This window comes from Dactylosporangium salmoneum, from assembly GCF_039532525.1.
Lineage (GTDB): Bacteria > Actinomycetota > Actinomycetes > Mycobacteriales > Micromonosporaceae > Dactylosporangium > Dactylosporangium salmoneum.
On record NZ_BAAARV010000058.1, the window covers coordinates 17,899 to 39,176 of the forward strand.

21 protein-coding genes are annotated in these 21,278 nt (G+C 71.9%); 15 read left to right on the plus strand and 6 right to left on the minus strand.

The window, feature by feature from the left end; translation table 11 throughout:
* The first annotated feature begins 1 nt into the window (after nt 1).
* Genes urtB through urtE form a run of 4 tightly spaced genes read left to right on the plus strand, consistent with a single transcriptional unit; the run spans nt 2 to nt 3,339 of the window.
* The gene (gene urtB / locus ABD352_RS30110; RefSeq protein WP_344615893.1) at nt 2–874 is read left to right on the plus strand and encodes an urea ABC transporter permease subunit UrtB; all 873 of its coding nucleotides are present in this window, start codon (nt 2–4) and stop codon (nt 872–874) included.
* Nucleotides 871–1,905 carry an urea ABC transporter permease subunit UrtC gene (gene urtC, locus ABD352_RS30115; protein ID WP_344615894.1) on the plus strand — a complete coding sequence of 345 codons (1,035 nt, stop codon included), beginning with the start codon at nt 871–873 and terminating at the stop codon, nt 1,903–1,905. The genes urtB and urtC overlap by 4 nt, the downstream gene beginning before the upstream one ends.
* Nucleotides 1,902–2,657 carry an urea ABC transporter ATP-binding protein UrtD gene (gene urtD, locus ABD352_RS30120; RefSeq protein WP_344615895.1) on the plus strand — a complete coding sequence of 252 codons (756 nt, stop codon included), beginning with the start codon at nt 1,902–1,904 and terminating at the stop codon, nt 2,655–2,657. Before urtC ends, urtD begins: the two co-directional genes overlap by 4 nt.
* Nucleotides 2,644–3,339, plus strand: coding sequence for an urea ABC transporter ATP-binding subunit UrtE (gene urtE / locus ABD352_RS30125; protein ID WP_344615896.1), 696 nt, complete (start codon nt 2,644–2,646; stop codon nt 3,337–3,339). Before urtD ends, urtE begins: the two co-directional genes overlap by 14 nt.
* Here the strand turns inward: urtE and ABD352_RS30130 are convergent.
* On the minus strand, nt 3,329–3,754 hold the full coding sequence (locus ABD352_RS30130) for a GNAT family N-acetyltransferase (protein WP_344615897.1): 426 nt from the start codon (nt 3,752–3,754) through the stop codon (nt 3,329–3,331). The genes urtE and ABD352_RS30130 overlap by 11 nt on opposite strands.
* A gap of 76 nt (nt 3,755–3,830) precedes the next feature.
* Nucleotides 3,831–4,025 (minus strand): hypothetical protein, encoded by a 195-nt coding sequence (locus tag ABD352_RS30135; RefSeq protein WP_344615898.1) that lies wholly within the window; start codon nt 4,023–4,025, stop codon nt 3,831–3,833.
* 200 nt (nt 4,026–4,225) lie between these two features.
* On the opposite strand from ABD352_RS30135, the gene ABD352_RS30140 reads away from it, so the two are divergent.
* The 7 genes from ABD352_RS30140 to ABD352_RS30170 all read left to right on the plus strand — a co-directional run bounded on the left by ABD352_RS30140 (nt 4,226) and on the right by ABD352_RS30170 (nt 10,341).
* Complete coding sequence (locus ABD352_RS30140) at nt 4,226–5,257, plus strand: helix-turn-helix transcriptional regulator (RefSeq protein ID WP_344615899.1); 1,032 nt, start codon at nt 4,226–4,228, stop codon at nt 5,255–5,257.
* 144 nt (nt 5,258–5,401) lie between these two features.
* Complete coding sequence (locus tag ABD352_RS30145) at nt 5,402–6,634, plus strand: hypothetical protein (protein WP_344615900.1); 1,233 nt, start codon at nt 5,402–5,404, stop codon at nt 6,632–6,634.
* Nucleotides 6,635–6,692: 58 nt separating this feature from the next.
* Nucleotides 6,693–8,162: a glutamate-cysteine ligase family protein gene (locus ABD352_RS30150; RefSeq protein ID WP_344615901.1), complete on the plus strand. Its 1,470-nt coding sequence runs from the start codon at nt 6,693–6,695 to the stop codon at nt 8,160–8,162.
* Nucleotides 8,156–8,905, plus strand: a complete 750-nt coding sequence (locus ABD352_RS30155; protein WP_344615902.1) for an enoyl-CoA hydratase/isomerase family protein — start codon at nt 8,156–8,158, stop codon at nt 8,903–8,905. The genes ABD352_RS30150 and ABD352_RS30155 overlap by 7 nt, the downstream gene beginning before the upstream one ends.
* Nucleotides 8,906–9,004: 99 nt before the next feature.
* Nucleotides 9,005–9,223: a hypothetical protein gene (locus ABD352_RS30160; protein WP_344615903.1), complete on the plus strand. Its 219-nt coding sequence runs from the start codon at nt 9,005–9,007 to the stop codon at nt 9,221–9,223.
* Between the two features lie 68 nt (nt 9,224–9,291).
* Nucleotides 9,292–9,735 (plus strand): DUF4396 domain-containing protein, encoded by a 444-nt coding sequence (locus tag ABD352_RS30165; RefSeq protein WP_344615904.1) that lies wholly within the window; start codon nt 9,292–9,294, stop codon nt 9,733–9,735.
* Nucleotides 9,736–9,744: 9 nt separating this feature from the next.
* Nucleotides 9,745–10,341, plus strand: a complete 597-nt coding sequence (locus ABD352_RS30170) for a DUF998 domain-containing protein (protein ID WP_344615905.1) — start codon at nt 9,745–9,747, stop codon at nt 10,339–10,341.
* On the opposite strand, the gene ABD352_RS30175 is transcribed toward ABD352_RS30170, so the two are convergent.
* From ABD352_RS30175 to ABD352_RS30190, 4 genes are all read right to left on the minus strand, one after another.
* Entirely contained in the window at nt 10,286–10,984 is a 699-nt protein-coding gene (locus ABD352_RS30175) for an NRDE family protein (protein WP_344615906.1), read from the minus strand. The two genes, ABD352_RS30170 and ABD352_RS30175, sit on opposite strands and share 56 nt — an antisense overlap.
* 10 nt (nt 10,985–10,994) lie before the next feature.
* Nucleotides 10,995–13,481 carry a putative bifunctional diguanylate cyclase/phosphodiesterase gene (locus tag ABD352_RS30180; protein ID WP_344615907.1) on the minus strand — a complete coding sequence of 829 codons (2,487 nt, stop codon included), beginning with the start codon at nt 13,479–13,481 and terminating at the stop codon, nt 10,995–10,997.
* Nucleotides 13,482–13,521: 40 nt separating this feature from the next.
* A complete protein-coding gene (locus tag ABD352_RS30185) occupies nt 13,522–15,297 on the minus strand; it encodes a S8 family serine peptidase (RefSeq protein ID WP_344615908.1) in 1,776 nt (591 codons plus the stop codon).
* Between the two features lie 99 nt (nt 15,298–15,396).
* Nucleotides 15,397–15,894 (minus strand): winged helix-turn-helix transcriptional regulator, encoded by a 498-nt coding sequence (locus tag ABD352_RS30190; RefSeq protein ID WP_344615909.1) that lies wholly within the window; start codon nt 15,892–15,894, stop codon nt 15,397–15,399.
* A gap of 65 nt (nt 15,895–15,959) precedes the next feature.
* Here ABD352_RS30190 and ABD352_RS30195 point away from each other — a divergent pair, with 65 nt between their 5' ends.
* The 4 genes from ABD352_RS30195 to ABD352_RS30210 all read left to right on the plus strand — a co-directional run bounded on the left by ABD352_RS30195 (nt 15,960) and on the right by ABD352_RS30210 (nt 21,095).
* Complete coding sequence (locus tag ABD352_RS30195; protein ID WP_344615910.1) at nt 15,960–16,466, plus strand: PaaI family thioesterase; 507 nt, start codon at nt 15,960–15,962, stop codon at nt 16,464–16,466.
* Nucleotides 16,467–16,640: 174 nt separating this feature from the next.
* Complete coding sequence (locus ABD352_RS30200) at nt 16,641–18,587, plus strand: glycosyltransferase family 39 protein (RefSeq protein ID WP_344615911.1); 1,947 nt, start codon at nt 16,641–16,643, stop codon at nt 18,585–18,587.
* 116 nt (nt 18,588–18,703) lie between these two features.
* Nucleotides 18,704–19,918 (plus strand): bifunctional glycosyltransferase family 2/GtrA family protein, encoded by a 1,215-nt coding sequence (locus ABD352_RS30205; protein ID WP_344615912.1) that lies wholly within the window; start codon nt 18,704–18,706, stop codon nt 19,916–19,918.
* Nucleotides 19,919–20,057: 139 nt separating this feature from the next.
* On the plus strand, nt 20,058–21,095 hold the full coding sequence (locus ABD352_RS30210; protein ID WP_344615913.1) for an ABC-2 transporter permease: 1,038 nt from the start codon (nt 20,058–20,060) through the stop codon (nt 21,093–21,095).
* The last annotated feature ends 183 nt before the right edge of the window (nt 21,096–21,278 follow it).

The window sequence follows — 21,278 nt, forward strand, 5'->3', positions numbered from 1 at the left end:
CATGATCGCCAACCAGTTCGTCACCGGCCTGAGCATCGGCGCCGTGCTGCTGCTCATCGCCCTCGGCCTGACCTTCACGTTCGGTCAGATGGGGGTCATCAACATGGCGCACGGCGAGTTCATCATGGCCGGCGCCTACACCACCTACCTCGTGCAGAACTTCGCCGGCACCCAGGCGGTCGCCGTGGCGCTGCCGATCGCCTTCGTCGTCGGCGGCGTCATGGGCCTGGTCCTGGAGCGCCTGCTGGTCCGGCGCTTCTACGGCCGGCCGCTGGACACGCTGCTGCTCACCTGGGGCGTCAGCCTCATCCTGCAGCAGGCCGCCATCGACCTCTTCGGCGCGCCGAACGTGCAGGTCAGCGCGCCCGAGTGGCTGCGCGGCGGGTTCCACGCGGCCGGCGTGGACATCGCCTACAACCGGCTGTTCATCATGGCGCTGGCGGCCGCCGGCGTGACCGGGATCTGGCTGTACCTGACCCGCCTGTCCGCCGGGCGCCGGATGCGCGCGGTGATGCAGAACCGGCAGCTCGCCGCGATCAGCGGGGTGGCCACCGACCGGGTCGACCAGCTCACCTTCTTCATCGGCTCCGGGCTGGCCGGGCTGGCGGGCGTGGCGCTCACGCTGATCGGCCCGGTCGGCCCCCAGATCGGCACGTACTACATCGTCGACGCCTTCCTGGTCGTCGTGGCCGGCGGGCTGGGCCAGCTCAAGGGCGCGGTGCTCGCCGCCGTCGCGCTCGGGCTGCTCAACAGCTACGTCGAGCTGTGGACCAACGCCAGCTTCGCCAAGGTGGTGGTGTTCGCCGTGATCGTCGCCTTCCTGCAGGTCCGGCCCCAGGGCCTGTTCGTCCTGCGCTCCCGGGCGCTGTCGTGAGGCGCTTCGGCGGCCCCGCGCTGTTCGTCGCGGCGCTGCTGGTGATGACGCTGGTCGTGCCCAACGTGTTGGGGCCGTTCCGGCTGCAGCTGCTGGGGAAGTACCTCTGCTTCGCCATCGTCGCCGTGGGCATCGCGATCGCGTGGGGCCGCGGCGGCATGCTGACCCTCGGCCAGGGCGTCTTCTTCGGCCTCGGCGGCTACGCCATGGGGATGTACCTCAAGCTCGCCGACGCCGGCGGCGGCCTGCCCGACTTCATGGTCTGGAGCGGCGTGGACAGCCTGCCGCTGGTGTGGAAGCCCTTCGCCAACCCGGTGTTCGCGGTCGCCATGGTGGTCCTGCTGCCGACCGCGGTGGCCGTGCTCCTGGGCCTGTTGGTCTTCCGCCAGCGGGTGCGCGGCGCGTACTTCGCGGTGCTGTCCCAGGCCCTGGCCGCCGCGTTCGTCATCCTGCTGGTCGGCCAGCAGGGCCTCACCGGCGGGACCAACGGCCTGACCAACATCCAGTACTTCTTCGGGCTCGACCTCTACGAGGAGTCGAACCAGCGCCTGGTCTACCTCGTCACGGTCGGCGTGCTGGCCGTCGTGTTCGTGCTCGCCTGGCAGCTCAAGGAGAGCCGCTTCGGCAAGCTGCTGGTGGCCATCCGGGACGGGGAGGACCGGGTGCGGTACCTCGGCTACGACCCCGCCGTCGTGAAGACCGTCGCGTTCGCCTTCTCCGCCGCCCTGGCCGGCCTCGCAGGCGCGCTCTTCGTGCCGGTCGTCGGCATCATGTCCCCGGCGGAGCTCGGCATCGTCCCGTCCCTGGCCATGCTCATCGGCGTGGCCATCGGCGGCCGCTACTCACTCGTCGGCGCGGTGGTGGGCGCGGTCCTCTACAACTACGCCGAGACGTCCCTGTCCGAGGCGTGGCCCTCGGGCTGGAAGTACCTGGTCGGCGCCCTCTTCATCGCCGTCATGGTGTGGGCGCCCCGCGGCCTGGCCGGGCTCGAACTCAAGAAGCTCGATCTCAGGAAGGTGGCACGCCGATGAGCCTCCTGGAAGTGCGCGGCCTCAACGTGGTCTTCGACGGCTTCAAGGCCGTCACTGACCTCGACTTCGACGTGGCCGAGGGCGAGCTGCGCTTCGTGATCGGCCCGAACGGCGCCGGCAAGACCACGCTCATCGACTGCATCACCGGCCGCACCCGCCCGGCGTCGGGCAGCATCACCTTCGACGGGCACGAGATTCTCGGCCGCAAGGAGCACCGGATCGTGCGGCTGGGCATCGGCCGTACCTTCCAGACCTCCGTCGTCTTCGAGGAGCTCACGGTCGGCGAGAACCTCGACCTGGCGGCCTCCTTCCGCCGGCCGCTGCCCGCCCTGCTGCGCCGCCGCCGCGCCTACCCCGACGACGTCGTCCGGGTCCTGGAGACCACCGGCCTGGCCGGCCTCGTCGAGCGCAAGGCCGGCGTGCTGTCCCACGGCCAGCGCCAGTGGCTGGAGATCGGCATGCTGCTGGTCCAGCAGCCCCGCCTCCTGCTGCTCGACGAGCCGGTGGCCGGCATGAGCCGCGACGAGCGCGAGCGCACCGGCCAGCTGCTGGTCGAGGTGGCCAAAACCCACACGGTCGTGGTCATCGAGCACGACATGGAGTTCCTGCGCCGCTTCGCCACCGTGGTGACGGTCCTGCACGAGGGCCGCCTGCTGCGCCAGGGCAGCGTGGCCGACGTCCAGGCCGACCCGAGGGTCCAGGAGGTCTATCTGGGAAGGGCGCGAAAGGAGCCGGTGGATGCTGGAAATTGAGTCGATCGACGTTGCCTACGGCCGCGCGCAGGTCCTCTTCGGCCTGTCGATGACCGTGCCGCCAGGCTCCCTGACCTGCGTGATGGGGCGCAACGGGGTCGGCAAGACCACCCTGCTCAAGGCCATCATGGGCGTCCTGCCGGTCCGCAAGGGCCGGATCACCTTCGACGGCCACGACGTCACCCGGCTGAAGACCTACGACCGGGTGCGCCTGGGCCTGGGCTACGCCCCGCAGGGTCACGAGACGTTCCCCCAGCTGACCGTCTGGGAGAACCTGCGGGTCGTGCTGGAGGCCTCCCCGAAGGCCACGAAGTCCTCGCTCGACGAGGCCCTGGACGTGTTCCCGGCCCTGCGCCCGTTCCTGCGCAGCAAGGCCGGCTTCCTGTCGGGCGGCCAGCAACAGCAGCTGTCCATGGCCCGGACCCTGATCACCCGCCCATCGATGCTGCTGCTGGACGAGCCGACCGAGGGCATCCAGCCCTCGGTGATCCTGGAGATCGAGGACTCGATCGAGCGCCTGCACAAGGAGACCGGCGTGGCCGTGCTGCTGGTCGAGCAGTACCTCGACCTGGCCCTTCGCCTGGCGGACAACTTCGTCATCATCGACGCCGGCGAGGTCGTGCGGGCGGGTGACCGCACCGACCTGCAGGACCCCGCCGTCCGTCAGCTGCTCACCGTCTGAGGTCCTTCACCATCACGCTGAATTCGTCGATCGCGGTTTTGACATCGGGCTGCGGCCACTTCTCGTAGCCCTGCTTGCGATAGAGCGATATCGCCGGGAAATTGTCCGGCGCGACCCCGAGGGCGACCCGCCGGAATCCTCGTCCGGCGAGTCGCGCCTCGGCCTCCCGGAGCAGCCGCGAGCCCACCCCGCGTTTGCGCCATTCCGGGTGTACCTCAAGGTGCCGCAACAACGGCACGGCGTGCAGATGGCGACGGATCTCGGGCTCGTCGGCGGGCTCCCAGCGCAGGTAGACCACCCCGACGGCGAGGCCGCCGACCCACGCGACGAGCAGTTGCCCCAGTCCTTCGGCCTGGCGGCGGAGCTGGTCGGCGAACATTTCCGCGTCGCCGAGCACCCCTACCAGCTCCGCCATATCCCCAGGTGTGGCCGATCCGATATCCACGTCCGATTCCCCCACCACGCAAGTTTCGCCGATGGATGGATGGATGTCAGTGGCGCAATAGCGCGAGAAGCGTGAGCACCACGACCGCGACGGCAAAGCCGCGCAGCGCGAGGTTGCGGGGCCGGAACCACGCGACGCGGGGCTGGGTGGCCGCCAGCGCGCCCGCGGCCAGACCCACGGCCACCATGACGAGCGGGGCGAGGTCCGCCGCCCGGCTCGCGTCGGTCGAGAACGTGATCATTGGTCACCTCCTGAACTTCAGGTCTTGTCTGAAGCGGCCAGTCGGATGATCGAGACTCAAGCGTAGACTTCAGTGAATTCCTGAAACAACTTGATTGTGCTAGCTTGAGATGACGAACAGCTTGAGCCCGTGTTCATTCACGTTTCACCTCCAGGGCCGACTGATTTCAGTAGTTGACTGAACAAGCTGAAGGGGGCCTCATGGCGCCCGTTGATTTGGCGCGACGCCTGCGCGAGCTGCGCGAGAAGACCTGGGACGGGGCGCGGACCCAGGGCGATGTGGCCAAGGCGCTCGGCGTGAGCGTCCCGCTCATCTCATCCTGGGAGAGCCGCGCCAATCCCGTGCGCCCGCCGCGTGCGCGGCTGGCGACCTACGCCCTGCTGTTCTCCACCAACCGCCCGCCGGTCGACGAGAAGGGGCGCCTGCGGCTGCCGGCCGAGCACGCCCTCGGCGACGACGAGCGCCGCCGCCGGCGGGGCCTGGAGGACGAGCTGGTCGCGCTCGGCGGGCCGGTCGAGGGCCCGTCGGGGCTGGACGACCCGCGGTGGCGGTTCGGCCCCGACGAGGACGTGGTGGTCGTGTGCGCCCCGCTGCCGATGGAGCTGCGCGCGCAGATGCCCTACGCCGACCCGGCCGACCCCGACTACGTGGCCCTGCTGGAGTACGCCGACCTCGACGCCCTGCTGGAGATCTACGGCCACCTGCGGGCGGTGAACCCGCGCAGCCGGGTGCAGCACGTGCTCTCCTCGGGCCTGCGCGACGAGGACACCACCGCCCACCTCGTGGTGCTCGGCGGCGTCGACTGGAACGACCTCACCCGCGACGTCCTGGCCGCGATCAGCCAGCCGGTCGAGCCGCTGCCCTCCGACGACCCGCAGGGCGCCGGCTTCCGGGTCGGCGGCGCGACCTACCGCCCGGTGTTCGGCACCGACGGCGGGCGGCGGGTGCTTCTCGAGGACGTCGTGCACTTCTACCGCGGGCCCAACCCGTTCAACCGGACACGCACGGTCACGATCTGTTCGGGCACGCACGGCCAGGGGACCTACGCGGTGGTCCGCGCCCTGACGGATCCCAGGCTGAGGGCCGGTAACGCGGCGTACATAGAGTCGAAATTCGGCGACGCCGAGGCGTTCAGTATTCTTGCGCGGGCCCGCGTGCGCAGTGGCAAGGCCGTCGCCCCCGACTGGACGGACGACAGCATGCGCCTGCACGAGTGGTTCACCCCTGCATAACCGTGTTGATCCTGGTCCGTCGGGCATGACGCAAAGTCGCCCGCCGGGCGCGTCGCGGGCCGGGTCAGGCTCGTTACGCACTCGTGGGCTCGCAGCTCCACTTACTGTGCGTAGTAGCACAACGGACGAGAAGCTACGGAACAGATGCCTGCGGACACCGCCGTTCAGCACCATCACGACAGCCACGCCGCGTTACTGCGCACGCCGGTGGGCCCCGGCACCGTCGGCGCCACCGTCGACGCGATCGTCGTGCCGTCCTTCCGCCGGGCGACCGCGCTGGACGCCGCCTTCCGCGCCGCGCGTGACCTCGGGTGCCGGATCGTCGTCGCCTGCACGACCCGGGCCAACGCCCGCGACGCCGCCCTGCTCGGCTCGCGCTACGGGCTCGTCCCGGCCGTCATCGCGGTCGAGGGCATGGCCCGCAGCCCGCTGCCGGCGTTCCGGACCACCGAGTGGCTGTACGGCACCCGCTTCCAGCACAAGGAGCGGCGGCGCCCGGCCGACACCAGCCTCAAGCGCAACGTCGGGCTGCTGCTCGCGCGGATGGTCGGCTGGGAGCGGATCGTCTTCCTCGACGACGACATCGTGGACATCGACGTCGAGCAGCTGCGCGCGGCCGCGGCCCTGCTCGACGACTTCGACGCCGTGGGGCTTCGCAATCACGGCTACCCGGACAACTCCGTGGTCTGCCACGCGCACCGGCTCACCGGCGGCGCCCAGGGCGCGTTCATCGGCGCCGGGGCGCTGGCCGTGCGGGCCGACCGGGCCGGCTCCTTCTTCCCCGACGTGTACAACGAGGACTGGCTGTTCCTCGCCGACGCCATCGCCGCGGGCCGGGTGACCGCGCTCGGCGAGATGGCGCAGCAGAAGTACGACCCCTTCGCCAGTCCCCGCCGGGCCAAGCAGGAGGAGTTCGGCGACTGCCTCGGCGAGGGGCTCTTCTGGCGCCTCGACGAGGGGCAGGCCCTGGACACCGCCGGCGAGCGGTTCTGGGAGGAGTTCCTCGGCCACCGGCGGCAGTTCATCGCCGAGCTCTACGACCGGGTGCTCAAGGCCGAGGGGCTCGCGGAGCCGCTGCGCCAGCGCATGCTCGACTCGCTGGCCACCGCCCGCGACAGCAGCCGCCTGATCCGGCCCGCCCGGATGGTCGAGTTCGTCGCCCACTGGCGGGCCGACCTCGAGACCTGGCGCGCGTACGTGGCCGCCCGGGCCGGCGCGCGCACGGTCGCCGAGGCGCTGGCCGAGCTGGGGCTGGAGAACTTCGGGCCGGTGGAGACGGCGAGCGTCGCCCCGATCGAGGCGCGACCGGTGCCGGCGCCCGCGTGGTGGCGGCGGCTCGTGCCCGTATTGACGGGCGCGCGTGGGATGCAGGAGTAAAAAGCCGCCGCCCGTGGTATGCCAGAAAGCACGGCTTCCCGCGCGGAGGTGGCATCCCATGGGCAAGGACGTCGAGTCGCACGTGTTCAGCCGGGAAGACCGGATGCGGTACCGCGACAAGGTGCGCCAGTGCCTCGACGCGTTCGCCCGGATGCTGGCCGAGGCGCCCTTCGAGGACGGCGGCGGGATGAGCGGGCTCGAGATCGAGCTCAACCTCGTCGACGAGCACTACGACCCGGCGCTGCGCAACCAGCGGGTGCTCGACACCCTGGCCGACCCGGCGTTCGTGACCGAGCTCGGGCAGTTCAACATCGAGATCAACGTGCCGCCGCAGCGGCTGCACGGCAACGGGCTCGCGCGGTTCGAGGCGCAGGTGCGGGAGAGCCTCAACGCGGCCGAGGAGCACGCCGCGCAGGTCGACACCCGGCTGGCGATGATCGGGATCCTGCCCACGCTGCGCCGCGACCAGCTCACGTCGGACGTGTTGTCGGCGAATCCGCGGTACGCCCTGCTCAACGAGCAGATATTCGCGGCCCGCGGCGAGGATCTGCTCATCGCCATCGACGGCGTCGAGCGGCTGCACGTGCGGTGCGACTCGATCGCGCCCGAGGCGGCGTGCACCAGCGTGCAGTTCCACCTGCAGGTGGCCCCGCAGCGCTTCGCCGCCTACTGGAACGCGGCCCAGGCCATCGCGGCCGTCCAGGTGGCGCTCGGGGCCAACGCGCCCTTCCTCTTCGGGCAGGAGCTGTGGCGGGAGACCCGGATCCCGCTCTTCGAGCAGGCGACCGACACCCGCGCGGAGGAGCTCAAGAGCCAGGGCGTGCGGCCGAGGGTCTGGTTCGGCGAGCGATGGGTCACGTCCATCTTCGACCTGTTCGAGGAGAACGTGCGGTACTTCCCGGCGCTCCTGCCCATCTGCGAGGACGAGAACCCCATCGCGACCCTGGACGCCGGCGGCACGCCGCGGCTGGGGGAGCTGCGGCTGCACAACGGCACGGTCTACCGCTGGAACCGTCCCATCTACGACGTCGTCGACGGGCGCCCGCACGTGCGGGTGGAGAACCGCGTGCTGCCGGCCGGCCCGACCGTGGTCGACAGCATGGCCAACGCCGCCTTCTACTTCGGGCTGGTCCACCGGCTGGCCGGCCAGGACCGTCCGGTGTGGACGCAGATGTCCTTCGGCGCCGCCGAGGAGAACTTCCACACCGCGGCCCGGCACGGCATCGACGCCTCGGTCTTCTGGCCCGGGCTGGGCTCGGTCCCGGTGACGGAGCTGGTCCTGCGCCGCCTCCTGCCCCTGGCCCACGAGGGCCTCGACGAGTGGGGCGTCGACCCGGCCCACCGCGACCGCCTGCTCGGCATCGTGGAGCAGCGCTGCCTGGCCCAGCGCAACGGCGCCACCTGGCAGGTCGAGGCCGTCCATGCGATCGAGGGCAACGGCCCGGTGCAGCGGGACGACACGATGCGCAAGCTGCTGCAGGAGTACCTTCCGAGGATGCACTCGAACGTCCCCGTCCACGAATGGTGAGCGGCCGGCTGGTCCTGGCCAAGGACGGCCCGATCGCCACCCTGACGATCGCCAACCCGGCCAAGCGCAACGCGATGACCGCCGCGATGTGGCGCGCCCTGCCGTCGCTGCTGACCCCGCTGGCCGAGGACCCGGCGGTGCGCGTGCTGATCCTGGCCGGGGCCGGCGGGACGTTCTGCGCCGGCGCCGACATCACCGAGGCCGCCGACATCGCGCGCGCCGGCGACGACAGCATCGCGGTCGTCGCCGAGGAGGCGCTGGCCGCCTTCCCGAAGCCCACCATCGCCCGCATCGACGGCTTCTGCGTGGGCGGCGGCTGCCAGCTGGCGGTCGCCTGCGACCTGCGCTTCGCCGCCGCCGACAGCCGCTTCGGCGTGACCCCGGCCAAGCTCGGCATCGTCTACCCGCCCTCGACCACCCGCCGCCTGTCCGCCCTCATCGGCCCGGCCCGCGCGAAGCTGCTGCTCTACACCGCTGAGCTGATCGACGCCGCCTCGGCCGAGCGCTTCGGCCTCGTCGACGCGGTGGTGCCCGCCGCCGATCTGGCCGCCGCGGTACATCGAACGGCCACCACGATCGCCGCCCGCTCCCTGCTGACGCAGCGCGCGGCGAAGGCGGTGCTGTCCGGGGCGGCGCCCCCGGCGCAGGACGAGGCGGAGCTGCAGGAGGGCATCACCGCCTTCCTGGAGCGCCGCCAGCCGGTCTTCGGCCATCAGGGCGCGCCCGCGCCCGGCATGTCGTAAACCGCCGCCCCTCGGCTGCTGCCGGAATCGCTCGTCGATCCGTCGATTCATATCCGGCTATCTCCTTGGCAGTCTCGGTCGATGGACCACTCCTCTCACGTGACGCTCGGCGGGTTTCTGGCCGGCGGTGTCGCCGGTTTCGGCCTCGGCATTCTTTACGCAGTTGTCCGCCGCGCATGGCGGGATCTCGCCGGCGCGAAGGCGAATGCGGCCGGTGCGGAGAAGGCGGCGTGGAATCGGACGGGCGAGTTCGTGATCCTCGGCTTCTTCCTGGCGGTGTTCGCGGCGCTTGCGCTCGGTGGCCTCGGCGACCGGTAGACGAACGTCACCGTGCACCGCATCGAGGAGCGCTTTGCCGATACCCCCAGGGGGTATACCATCGGATCATGAAATCCCTGACCCGTCAGGCCGTGGCCGCCACGCTGCACTGCCTCACCGGCTGCGCGATCGGCGAGATCCTCGGCATGGTGCTCGGTACCGCCCTCGGCTGGGGCAACCTGGCCACCGTCGTGCTGTCGATCGCGCTGGCCTTCGTCTTCGGCTACGCGCTCACCCTGCGCTCGGTGCTGACCGCCGGATTGGCGCTGGGCGCGGCCCTGCCGGTGGTGCTCGCCGCCGACACCGTCTCGATCGCCTCGATGGAGATCGTCGACAACGCCGTCGTGCTCGCCATCCCGGGCGCGATGGACGCCGGGCTGACCAGCCCGCTGTTCTGGCTGAGCCTGGTGATCTCGCTCGTGGTCGCCTTCGCGGTGACCGTCCCGGTCAACCGCTTCCTGATGGCGCGGGGGCGCGGGCACGCCGTCGTACACCAGCACCACCATCACTAACCTGGAGAGATGATCTCCCGCTGGGCCGCGGTCGTCGGCGCGCTGGGCACCGCGGGCCTGGCGGTGGCCGTCGCGGGGGCGCCGCTGTCGACCTACGTCTCCGAGTCGGGCGTGCCCGGCGCGCCGCACGCGGGCCTCTACGCGGCGAGCATGGTCCTGCTGGCCGTCTCGCTGGCGCTGCTGGCGACGGTGCCCACCCTCAGGCTCGTGGCCGCCTGCGTCGGGCTCGCCGCGGCACTGGCCGGGGTGACGGCCGGCGTGCACTGCAGCCCGGGGTGCCCGCTGCCGCCGTACGAGACGCCGGCCGCCCGCGACCTCGTGCACGCGACCGGCGCGGTCGGGGCGCTCGGGCTCTGCGCGCTGGCCATGCTCCTGTGCGCCACGTTGCCCGCCGCCGGGCGCTTCTGGCGGCGGGCCGGCCGGATCGGGATCCTGGTGGCGTACCCGCCGCTGATCCTCTCGGCGGCGGGCATTCTCCTCGTCGGGCGCTCCCTCTTCACCGGGGTCGCCGAGCGCCTCGCCCTGGCCGCGGTGTGCGCCTGGGTGATCTTCAGTTCGGCAGCGGTACCTCGAACCAGTGCGCCTCCGGCCCCGGGTTCCCGGTGAAGTCGTAACGGACCCCCGGCTCGCCGATGGCCACGAGGCTGGCCGACCCGGAGCCGTAGAGCAGGCCGTCGAACTCCTTGCGGACCAGCAGCGGCCGCTCGGCCGCGCCGGTGAACTCGCCGCCGGAGAGCAGGGCGATCCAGTCTCCCCAGGCGGCCGCCGGGAGCAGCCCGGGCTTCGGGTCGGGGGAGACGGCCGCGCGCAGCGGGGCGAAGTCGTTGACGTCGATCCCCTGGTTGACGATCACGTGGTCGCCGGGCGCCAGCAGCCGGTGCGTGACCGTCGTGCCGTCCCAGGAGGTGACCGAGACCTCGGTGGGATCGGCCCGCACCAGATGGAAGGCGTCGAAGGCGCGCAGCACCTCGTCGCCCGGCGGGTTGGGGGCCAGCGGCAGCGACCCGCGGGTGGGGCGGTCGCCGGCCGGTGGCAGCGGCGGGGAGCCGTTGAGCAGCGCCGTCACGCTCGGGCGGGCCGGGTCCACGGCCAGCCAGGTGCCGCCGGCGGTGCCGTCGCGGCCGCCGAAGCGGCCCGGCCAGTGCTCGGCGGGGGGCTCCCAGGGGCGGCCGAGGTACTCGTCGCGGACGGCGGCGAGCAGCACGGGCCAGGTGGCGTCGGGGTCGAACCGGAGGAGCACGGTGCACATGGACCGAACGTTATGCCCCTCCCAGCTGAGGGATCCGCGCGGTCAGCCAATCCGCGAAATCGTCCGCCGGCAGCGGCTTGGAGATGAAGAACCCCTGGACCAGGTTGCATCCCTCCTGCCGCAGGTGGAGCAGGGTGTGCTCGTCCTCGACCCCTTCGGCCACCACCATGAGGTCCAGGGCGTGGCCGAGCTGGACGGCCGAGCGGACCACCGCCCGGTCGCGGTGGTCGACGGCGATGCGCTGCACGAAGGAGCGGTCGATCTTCATCTCGTGGATGGGCAGCTCGCGCAGGCGGCCCAGCGACGAGTACCCGGTGCCGAAGTCGTCGATGGCGAGCTTCACCCCGAGCGCGTGCAGCCGGTCGAGGATGACCATCGCGCCGGTCGGGTCGGCCATGATGCTGCTCTCGGTGATCTCCAGGGTCAGGGCGCTGGCCGGCACGCCCGTCTGGCCGAGCAGCCGGGCCACGATGTCGGGCAGGTCGGACTCCTGCAGGCTGTTGGGCGAGAGGTTGACCGCGACGTGGATGTCGTGGCCCATCCGCCGCCAGGTCGCGCAGCGGCGCAGCGACACCTCGAGCACGTGCAGGGTCAGCGGGCGGATCAGCCCGGAGTGCTCGGCCAGCGGGATGAACTCGTCCGGCGGCACGAAGCCGTGGGCCGGGTGGTGCCAGCGGGCCAGGGCCTCGGCGCCGACGACCAGGCCGGTGGCGGTCTCGATCTTGGGCTGGAAGACGACCACGATGTCGTGGCGCTGGATCGCCTCCCGCAGGTCGGCCACCATGGCCAGGCGGCGCGGGCTGTTGCGGTCGTCGTCGCTGGTGTAGACGCGCACGCCGGCGTGGGTGGTCTTGGCGACGTACATCGCCACGTCGGCCCGCTGGATCAGCGTCTTGGCGTCGTGGCCGTGCTCGGGTGCCAGCGCCACGCCGATGCTGACCCTGGCGTTGAGCCGCAGGTCCCCGATCGGGATGGGCTGCTCCATGGCGGCGTCGAGGTCGTCGCCGACGGCCAGGGCGACCTCCCGGGTCCGGATCTCCGGCAGCAGTACCGCGAACTCGTCCCCGCCCAGCCGAGCCACCGTGCCCCGGCCGTCCACCCGCTCCTGCAGCCGCTCGCCGACCTGCCGCAGCAGCTGGTCGCCGACGTCGTGGCCGAGCGCGTCGTTGATCTCCTTGAACCGGTCCAGGTCCATGAGCAGCACCGTCAGCGGGGTGCCGGCGGCCCGCAGCTCGTCGACGAGCGCGGAGAAGCGCTGCCGGTTCGGCAGGCCGGTGAGCGGGTCGTAGAGGGCCAGCCGCTCGTTCTGGGCCACCTCCCGGCGCAGCTCGTCGAGCAGCCGGGCCTTGGCCAGCGACAGGCTGGCGTGGTTGGCCAGCGCCTGGAACAGCCGCAGCTGCTGCTCGCCGAAGGTCGGGATGTCGGCGAGGCTGTCGGCCACGAGCAGCACGCCGGCGGCGCCGTCGCTCAGCGGCACCGGGACCGCGATCCCGTCCTCGATCGAGCCGATCACCCGGCTGCCCTTCGGCACGAGGACGGGCGCACCGGTGCGGGCCGGCTGCCACCAGGCGGTCTCGGGCAGCGCGTCCACGGTGCTGATGTCGAGGTGGCGCCGGCCGTGCATGCGCAGCCGCACGTGGGTGCCGTCGGGGTTGGGCACGATCAGCTCGGCCCGCTCGGCCCGCAGCTGGTCGCGGGCCTGCTCCAGGACGATCCGGGCCACGCCGCCGGTGTCGAGCGACCCGTCGAGCGCCCGGGTGAAGGCGTAGAGCTCCTCGACCTGCTGGTGGCCCTGGCTCTGCTGGACGAAGGTGCGGTAGGCGCGGTACGTCACCGCGGAGACGATCGTCAGCAGCACGATGGCCCGCGGGTCCTTCTCGATGGCCAGCACGCTGACGAGGCCGATGCTCGTGGTGATGGCGACCAGCGGCATGCCCTGCAGGGCGCCGGGCAGGCGCTTCCACTCGCCGGGGTCGTCGTGCAGGGCGATCACGGCGGTGACCAGGACGGCGGCGATCGCGTCCGACACCAGCATGACGATCAGGACGAGGAGCCACTCCTTCGGGCCGGTGGGCAGCACCGGCCCGGACAGGGCGCGCAGCAGCACGGCCGCGGCCGTGGTCTGCACCCCGAGGAGGGCGACGTTGAAGCCGAGCTTCACGCCGCGCTGGCCGCGCAGGCCGGCCAGGCCGATCACGCCGCCGATGAGGCGCACGCAGAGCAGCAGGGTCGGGTCGACGGACAGCAGCCCGAGGACCATCGGGATCTCGCTGAGGCTCATCGCGTGGCCGCCGCGGCGCACGCGCACGTGCACCGCGAAGCCCTCGGTCAGGGCGAACGCCACCAGCAGAATCCCCAGCGGCATCGGATCCGGGTCGGCCGGCAGGCCCACGCTGCGGATGCGCAGCGCATGGGCCGCGATGGTCGCGACGCCCAGCCAGAGGCTGAGCGTCGCGACCCGGGCGTCCGGGCGGCTCCACCCACGTGCTTTCGTCATCATTGCCCTGTGTTGTGCGAGTCTCGGCGTGGTCGTACTGCTAGTCCCAGATGGAGGACGACCAGTAGCTCCCACTCCAAGTTCGGCCGCTCCACGTGTTTCCTGACCAAGTTCGCCCGCTCCATGTGCGGCCGTCCCATGTGGCACCGCTCCAGGTGCGCCCGCTCCAGGTGCGGCCGTCCCAGTTGGTGCCCGACCAGTTCACGGCGGCCCAGCTCTTGCCCGTGGACCCGTTGCCCAGCGTCGTGCCGGTCCAGGCCGAGCCGTTCCAGGTGCCGCCGTTCCACGCGGTGCCGGCGGTGGCCGCCTTGGCCCAGGTGGTGCCGTTCCAGGCCTTGCCCATGATGTCCTTCTCGCCGGTGAGCATCACGCCGCTGGTCGGGTCGGCCACGTGGGCGGTGCCCCGCGAGGCCTCCAGCGTGCCGGTGCCGGTCGACGCCGCCCAGCTCTGGGTCACGGTCGGGGTCGGTGCCTCGAAGGCTTTCTTGATGTTCAGCTCGCCCGCGCCGCGGCCGAGCGCGTCGGCGTTGGGCATGGCGTCGGCGGTGCTCGTGAGCAGCTTCTTCACCTGGTCCGGGGTGAGCGACGGGCGTTGCTGCAGCAGCAGCGCGGCCGCGCCGGAAGTGATGGCGGCGGCCTGGGAGCTGCCGCTGCCGCGGAAGTAGCGGCCCGTGGTGTCGCCCGGGACCAGCCCCGTGGGGTAGTTCACGTCGACGTACGAGCCGGGGTCGCGCAGGCCGACGATCGAGCGCCCGGGGGCGGTCAGGTCGACGGAGCGGGTGGCGTTGCCGCGGCTGCTGAACTCGGCCACGACGTCGTCGGAGCGGGTGTCGGTGCCTTTCGAGTCGGCCGCCCCGACCGCGATGACGTACGGGTTGGCCGCCGGCATCGACAGCGAGCTGCGGGAGGTGCCGTCGTTGCCGCCGGACACCACCACCGTGATGCCCTTCTTCCAGGCCGACTCGACCGCGTGCGAGAGCGGGTCGAGCTTCTCGTCCTGGTTGGAGTCGGTGCCGAAGGACAGGTTCAGCACCTTGATGTTCAGCCCGGTGTCGTTGCGGTGGGTCACGACCCAGTCGATCGCGGCGATGACCTGCGACACGTCGGTAGCGCCGTCCGCGGCGGCCACCTTCACGCTGATCAGCGTGGCCAGCGGGGCCATGCCGGTGAAGTTGGTCGGATCGGAGACGGTGGCCAGGTTGGTGCCCGGGTCGCGACCCGCGATCAGGCCGGCCATATGCGTGCCGTGGCCGAAGGTGTCGACATAGCGCAGGTTGGCCGCCTGCGACTCGAACGACAGGTCCGGGCCGTTGATGATCCGGGTGCTGTCGTTGAGCCCGGCGACCTGTGAGACGCCGGAGTCGATCAGTGCGACGCCGACGCCCATGCCACCCAGCTGACGGCCGCTGGAGTCGGTCTTCTTCCACACGTCCAGCGCGCCGGTCGCGCGCACGACGCTGAACATCGAGTTGGCGTCGCCGTCCGCGCGCCAGGTGGCCGCCTCCAGCCCCACTTTCCCGTCGACGGTCACGCCCCGCACGCCGGGCGCGGCCTTCAGTGCTGCGATCTGGTTGTTCGGTACCTCTGCCACGAATCCGTCCACGACGGACAACGGTTTGCCGACCGTGCCGCCGGCGCGGGTGACCGCGTGGGCGGCGGCGTCGGCGTCGCTGTACTCGACGATGACGCGCGTCAGGTCGGCGCTGGTTGCCGCCGGCGTGGCTGCGACCGCCGGCACGCCCGGCACGACCGCCCCGGCCGCGATCGCGATCGCGGCGGAGGCGGCGCCCAGTGCGGTCCGGTATCTCCTCGGCATGCGGGCCCCTTCCATGGGTCGATGACTCGCCGTGATCCATGGTTGGGCAGCCGGTAGCGTCGCGTTGTCAACAGGTTGGTCAGTCTTCGCGCATAGTGCTCAAGCTTCTGGGGATTCCACCGCCTTTGTCCGTTTGACCGCCCCGGGGCCGGGCTGCGGGACCACGTCCCGGGGCGGGACGTCGGAGTGTCCGTGCTCGCAGACCAGCACGGCGTGCACGTCGGCGCCGCAGCCGCGGTGCACGGTCTGCAGCGGCGGGCCGCCCGGATCGGCCAGATACCGGTCGCCCCACTCGCGCACCGCGACGAGCAGCGGATAGAGGTCGAACCCCTTCTCGGTCAGCCGGTACTCGTCCCGGGCCCGGGCGCCGGGCTCGCGGTAGGGGACCCGGCGCAGGATGCCGTTGTCGACCAGCAGGGCGAGCCGGTTGGTGAGCACCTGGCGGGGGATGCCGGTGCGCTCACGCATGTCGTCGAAGCGGAACACGCCGTTGAAGACCTCGCGCAGCACGACGATCGTCCACCGTTCGCCGAGGATCGCCATCGTCCGGCCGATCGTGCAGTTCTCGACCGACCACTCGAGTGCCCTGGGTCTCATGTTGCCAGGCTATCGCCGTGCTGGGTCTTATTGACAGATTCAGCCCCCGCCGCGACGCTGGGTCCATGACGCAGACCGAGACCGACCACCGCCGCCGCACCTTCGCCTGGTCCGACCCGATGCTCAACGCGGCGGAGATCGGCCGGCGGAGCGGGCTGGAGCTGCTGCAGGCGATGTCCCGCGGCGAGCTGCCGGCCCCGCCGATCATGCACCTGCTCGGCGCCGGCCGGCTGGAGGCCGAGGAGGGGAGGGTCGTGGTGACGCTGGAGCCCCAGGAGTACCACTACAACCCCCTCGGCAGCGTGCACGGCGGGGTGCTGTCGACGCTGCTGGACACCGCCACGGGCTGCGCGGTGCACTCGACCCTTCCCGCTGGCGTGGGGTACACCACCCTGGACCTGACCTCGAAGTTTCTCCGCCCCGCGTCGATCGCCTCGGGCGTGCTCACCTGCGTCGGCACGATCATCTCCAAGGGCCGCCGGACCGCCCTCGCCCAGGCGCAGATCACCGACGCCCGCGGCGGCCTCGTCGCCCACGCCACCTCCACGTGCATGCTCTTTGAGATGGGCTGAGCTAGTCGTCGCTTCGCTCCAAGTGGGGGGCTCCGCCCACCCACACCCCTGACACACGTCCTCGCCCTGGTCGAGAAGTGGCGGGCTCGTCGTGGCTGGGCTCGGGCCGGGTTCACAGGTGGCGCACAGCTCGGGTTGAACGGGCCGGAAGGGTTGCGGCGCACCTTGATGGTCATGACGACCACGCTGACCCCTCCGGCCGCGCCCCCGGCCGCTCCGCAGCAGACCGAGGCGCGCCGAAGAGGCGGCGATCCGGTCTGGACGCGCCCGGCGCTCGGGCTGCTGCTGCTCGCCACCGGTGTGCTGTACCTGTGGAACCTCAGCGCCTCCGGCTGGGGCAACGCCTTCTACGCGGCGGCCGCCCAGGCCGGCGGCGAGAGCTGGAAGGCGTGGTTCTTCGGCTCCTCGGACGCCTCGAACTTCATCACGGTCGACAAGACGCCGGCCGCGCTGTGGGTCACCGGCCTGGCGGTGCGCCTCTTCGGGCTCAGCTCGTGGAGCATCCTCGCCCCGCAGGCGCTGATCGGGGTGGCGACGGTCTGGCTGCTGTACCTCACGGTCAAGCGCTGGCACGGACCGCTGGCCGGCCTGCTCGCCGGGGCCGTGCTCGCCACCACGCCGGTGGCCACGCTGATGTTCCGCTTCAACAACCCCGACGCGCTGCTGATGCTCCTGCTGGTGGCGGGCGTGTACGGCATGCTGCGCGCCATCGAGCGCGGCAGCACCTGGTGGCTCGTCTTCGCCGGCAGCGCGGTCGGCTTCGGCTTCCTCACCAAGATGCTCCAGGCCCTGCTCGTCGTGCCCGCGTTCGGCCTGGCCTACCTGCTCTTCGCCCCGACCGGATGGGCGCGCCGGCTGACGCAGCTGCTCGTCGCCGGGGCCGCGGTGATCGTCTCGGCCGGCTGGTGGGTGGCGATCGTGTCGCTGACCCCGGCGTCCTGGCGGCCCTACGTCGGCGGCTCGCAGTCCAACTCGATCCTCGAGCTGACCCTGGGGTACAACGGCTTCGGCCGGCTGACGGGCAACGAGACCGGCAGCGTCGGCGGGGGCGGCGGCAACGGCGGCGGCTGGGGCGCGACCGGCTGGTCCCGCCTGCTGGACGGGCAGACCGGCGGGCAGGCCTCCTGGCTGCTGCCGGCGGCCCTCATCCTGACCGTGGCCGGGCTGGTCTGGTCCTCGCGCCGGGCCGCCTACGTGCTGTGGGGCGGCTGGCTGGTCACCACCGCCGTGGTCTTCAGCTACATGCAGGGCATCTTCCACGACTACTACACGGTGGCCCTGGCCCCGGCGATCGGCGCGCTGGTGGGCATGGGCGCGGCCACGCTCTGGCGGCGGCGGGCGGACCTCTACGCCCTGCTGGTCCTCGGCGGCAGCGTCGCGATCACGGCGGTGTGGTCGTACATCCTGCTGGACCGGGCCGACGCGTTCCACCCTTGGCTGCGGGTGGCGGTGCTGGCCACCGGCGGCCTGGGCGCGGCCGGCCTGCTGCTCGGCCAGCAGCTGAGCCGCCACCTGCGCCTGGCCGCGACGGCGCTCGCCCTCTTCGCCGTGCTCGGCGGGCCGGTCGCCTACTCGCTGAACACGGCGGCGACAGCGCACACCGGCTCGATCGTCACCGCCGGCCCGGCGGTCGCGGGCGGCATGGGCGGCGGTCGCTTCGGCGGCGGGATGCCCCCGACCGGCGGCTTCGGCGGCCGCGCCGGCGGCGCCTTCGGCGGGGCCGGCGTTGGTGGTGGCGGCATGGGTGGCGGCGGCATGGGCGGGCTGCTCAACGCCACGACGCCGAGCTCCGAGGTGGTCGCGGCACTGCGGGCGGACAGCGCGAAGTACACCTGGGTGGCCGCGGCGGTCGGCTCCAACAACGCCTCGGGCTACCAGCTGGCCACCGAGCTGCCGGTGATGGCGATCGGCGGGTTCAACGGCAGCGACCCGGCGCCGAGCCTGGCGCAGTTCCAGCAGTACGTCAACGAAGGCAGGATCCACTACTTCATCGGCGGGTCGGGGCTCGGCGGCCGCAGCAACGGCGGCAGCAGCGTCAGCGCCGAGATCGCGTCCTGGGTGGAGGCCAACTACACGGCCCAGACCATCGGCAACACCACCCTGTACGACCTGACCGCCTGACGCGTCCCACCCAAGGGCGGCCCTCTTCGGGGGCCGCCCTTTCGCCTGCGCAACTCACAGGCTGGGCACAGGTTGGCCGCAAGCTTCCGGAAGGTCCGAACCCGACCGTGGTGTCCATGAGCACTGAGACGCTTCCTCGCACCAACGGCGCCGGCGGCGGGAACACCGGCGCCGTTCTCGACGTCGTCATCCCGGTCTACAACGAGGAGGCCGATCTCGGCCCGTGCGTGCGGCGCCTGTACCAGCACCTGAGCGAGAGCTTCCCGTACCCCTTTCGGATCACCGTCGCCGACAACGCCAGCACCGACGAGACCCCCGCGGTCGCCGCCGCGCTGAGCGTCGAGCTGCCCGGCGTGGAGGTCCTGCGGCTGTCCGAGAAGGGCCGCGGGCGGGCGCTGAAGCGGGCCTGGACGGCGTCGGACGCCCCGGTGCTCGCGTACATGGACGTCGACCTCAGCACCGACCTCAACGCCCTGCTGCCGCTGGTCGCGCCGCTGCTGTCCGGGCACTCCGACGTCTCCATCGGCAGCCGCCTGGCCCGCGGCTCCCGGGTGGTCCGCGGCCCCAAGCGGGAGTTCATCTCCCGCAGCTACAACCGCATCCTCCGTACCGCCTTGAGCGCCCGCTTCTCCGACGCCCAGTGCGGCTTCAAGGCGATCCGCCGGGACGTGGCCGAGCAGCTGCTGCCGCTGGTGGAGGACACCGGCTGGTTCTTCGACACCGAGCTGCTCGTCCTGGCCCAGCGGGCCGGCCTGCGCATCCACGAGGTGCCGGTCGACTGGATCGACGACCCCGACAGCCGGGTCGACATCGTGGCGACCGCCGTGGCGGACCTCAAGGGCATCGCCCGCCTGGGCCGCGCGCTGGTCACCGGGAAGCTGCCGCTGGCCGCGCTGCGCAGCCGCCTGGGCCGCGCCCCGCTCGTGGAGGGCGTGCCGGCGGGGATGCTGCCGCAGCTGCTGCGCTTCGGCGGGATCGGGATCTTCTCCACGGTGGCGTTCCTGGCCCTGTACGCCCTGCTGCGCCCGGCCGCCGGGGCCCAGGCGGCCAACTTCATCGCCCTGCTCAGCACGGCGATCGCCAACACGGCGCTCAACCGGCGGCTGACGTTCGCCATTCGCGGCACCGACGGGGCGGTCAGACACCAGCTCCAGGGGCTGCTGCTCTTCGCGCTGGGCCTGGCCCTGAACTCGGCCGCCCTGGGCCTGCTGAACCTCGCGTCCCCGGCCCACACGCACCTGGCCGAGCTCGCCGTCCTGCTGGTGGCCAACGCCGTGACGACCCTGCTGCGCTTCGTCCTCATGCGGGTCTGGGTCTTCCGGCAGGTCTGATTCCCGCATATCGGATATTTCGCTATTTAGCGGGCAGGGCACGCGGCGGGTCGAGTGCGGACAAAAAGGTCAAGTCTGACGCGCCGGAGTCGCCCGTACGATACCGTCAAAAACGGTGAAAGCGGGATTTCTTCATGAAGTGCGCGACGGCGTCACGCCGCGCGCGGGTGCGCTGGTCCTCGCGGTGCTCGCCCTCCAGCTGGCCTTCATCGCCAGCTATATCGGGGCATTCCACGAGCCGACCCCGCACCGGATTCCTGTGGCCGTCGCCGCGCCCCCGGAGGCGCTCGACGACCTGGTCGGCAAGCTCGACCGGCTACCGGGCGAGCCGCTGGACGCGCGACCCGCGTTCAGCGAGGACGCCGCACGCCGGATGATCGACGAGCGCGAGGTGTACGGGGCGTTCATCGTCTCCAGCACCGACGCGACCGACCGGCTGATCATTGCCAGCGCCGCCGGGAGCAGCGTCGCCACGGCGCTGACCCAGATCATGACGCCGCTGGAGGACGCCCAGGACCGCGCGTTCACGGTCGAGGACGCCAGGCCGGCCCTGCTCGGCGACGCCCGCGGCCTTTCGGGGTTCTACCTCGCGCTCGGGTGGGTCGTCGGCGGCTACCTCGTGGCGATCGCGGTGAGCACCAGCAAGGGCTCCCGGCCGGCCAACCCGCACCGGGCGCTGATCCGGCTGTTGTCCCTGGCCGCGTACGCCGCGGTCGCCGGCGTCGGCGGCGCGCTCATCGCGGGCTCGCTCTTCGGCGCGCTGGACGGCCACCTGGCCCAGCTCTGGTGGTTCGGCGCCCTGCTGGTCTTCGCCTCGGGCTGCTTCACCATGGCCCTGCAGGCCGCCTTCGGCTTCGTCGGCACCGGCGTGACCATCCTGCTGTTCGTGATCCTGGGCAACCCGAGCGCGGGTGGCGCCTATCCGGCGCCGCTCCTGCCCGCGTTCTGGCGCGCGATCGGCCAGTGGCTCCCGCCGGGGCTGGGCACGGAGGCGATCCGCGGCATCGTGTACTTCGACGGGGTCGGGGTGGAGCGGGCGGCCATCATCCTCGGCGGGTACTCGCTCTTCGGCCTGGTCGGCACCCTGCTGGTCGCGCAGATCGCGCAGCCCCGGCAGATCGTCATACCGCCGAGCCAGGCGCTCGTGCCGGTGGGATCGTCGGCGGCGAGTCGCTGAACAAAAGGGGCCGTCGCCGAAGCGACGGCCCCTCCACGCGACGACGGTCAGCCCGCGAAGGTGGTCGTGATCTGCGTGAACTGCCGGTTGTTCTGCGCGATGCCGCTGCAGTTGGACTTCACGCCCAGCCCATGTAGAGGTAGGGCGCCGCGGCCCCGCCGGACGGGGGCGGGTTGGTGCCGC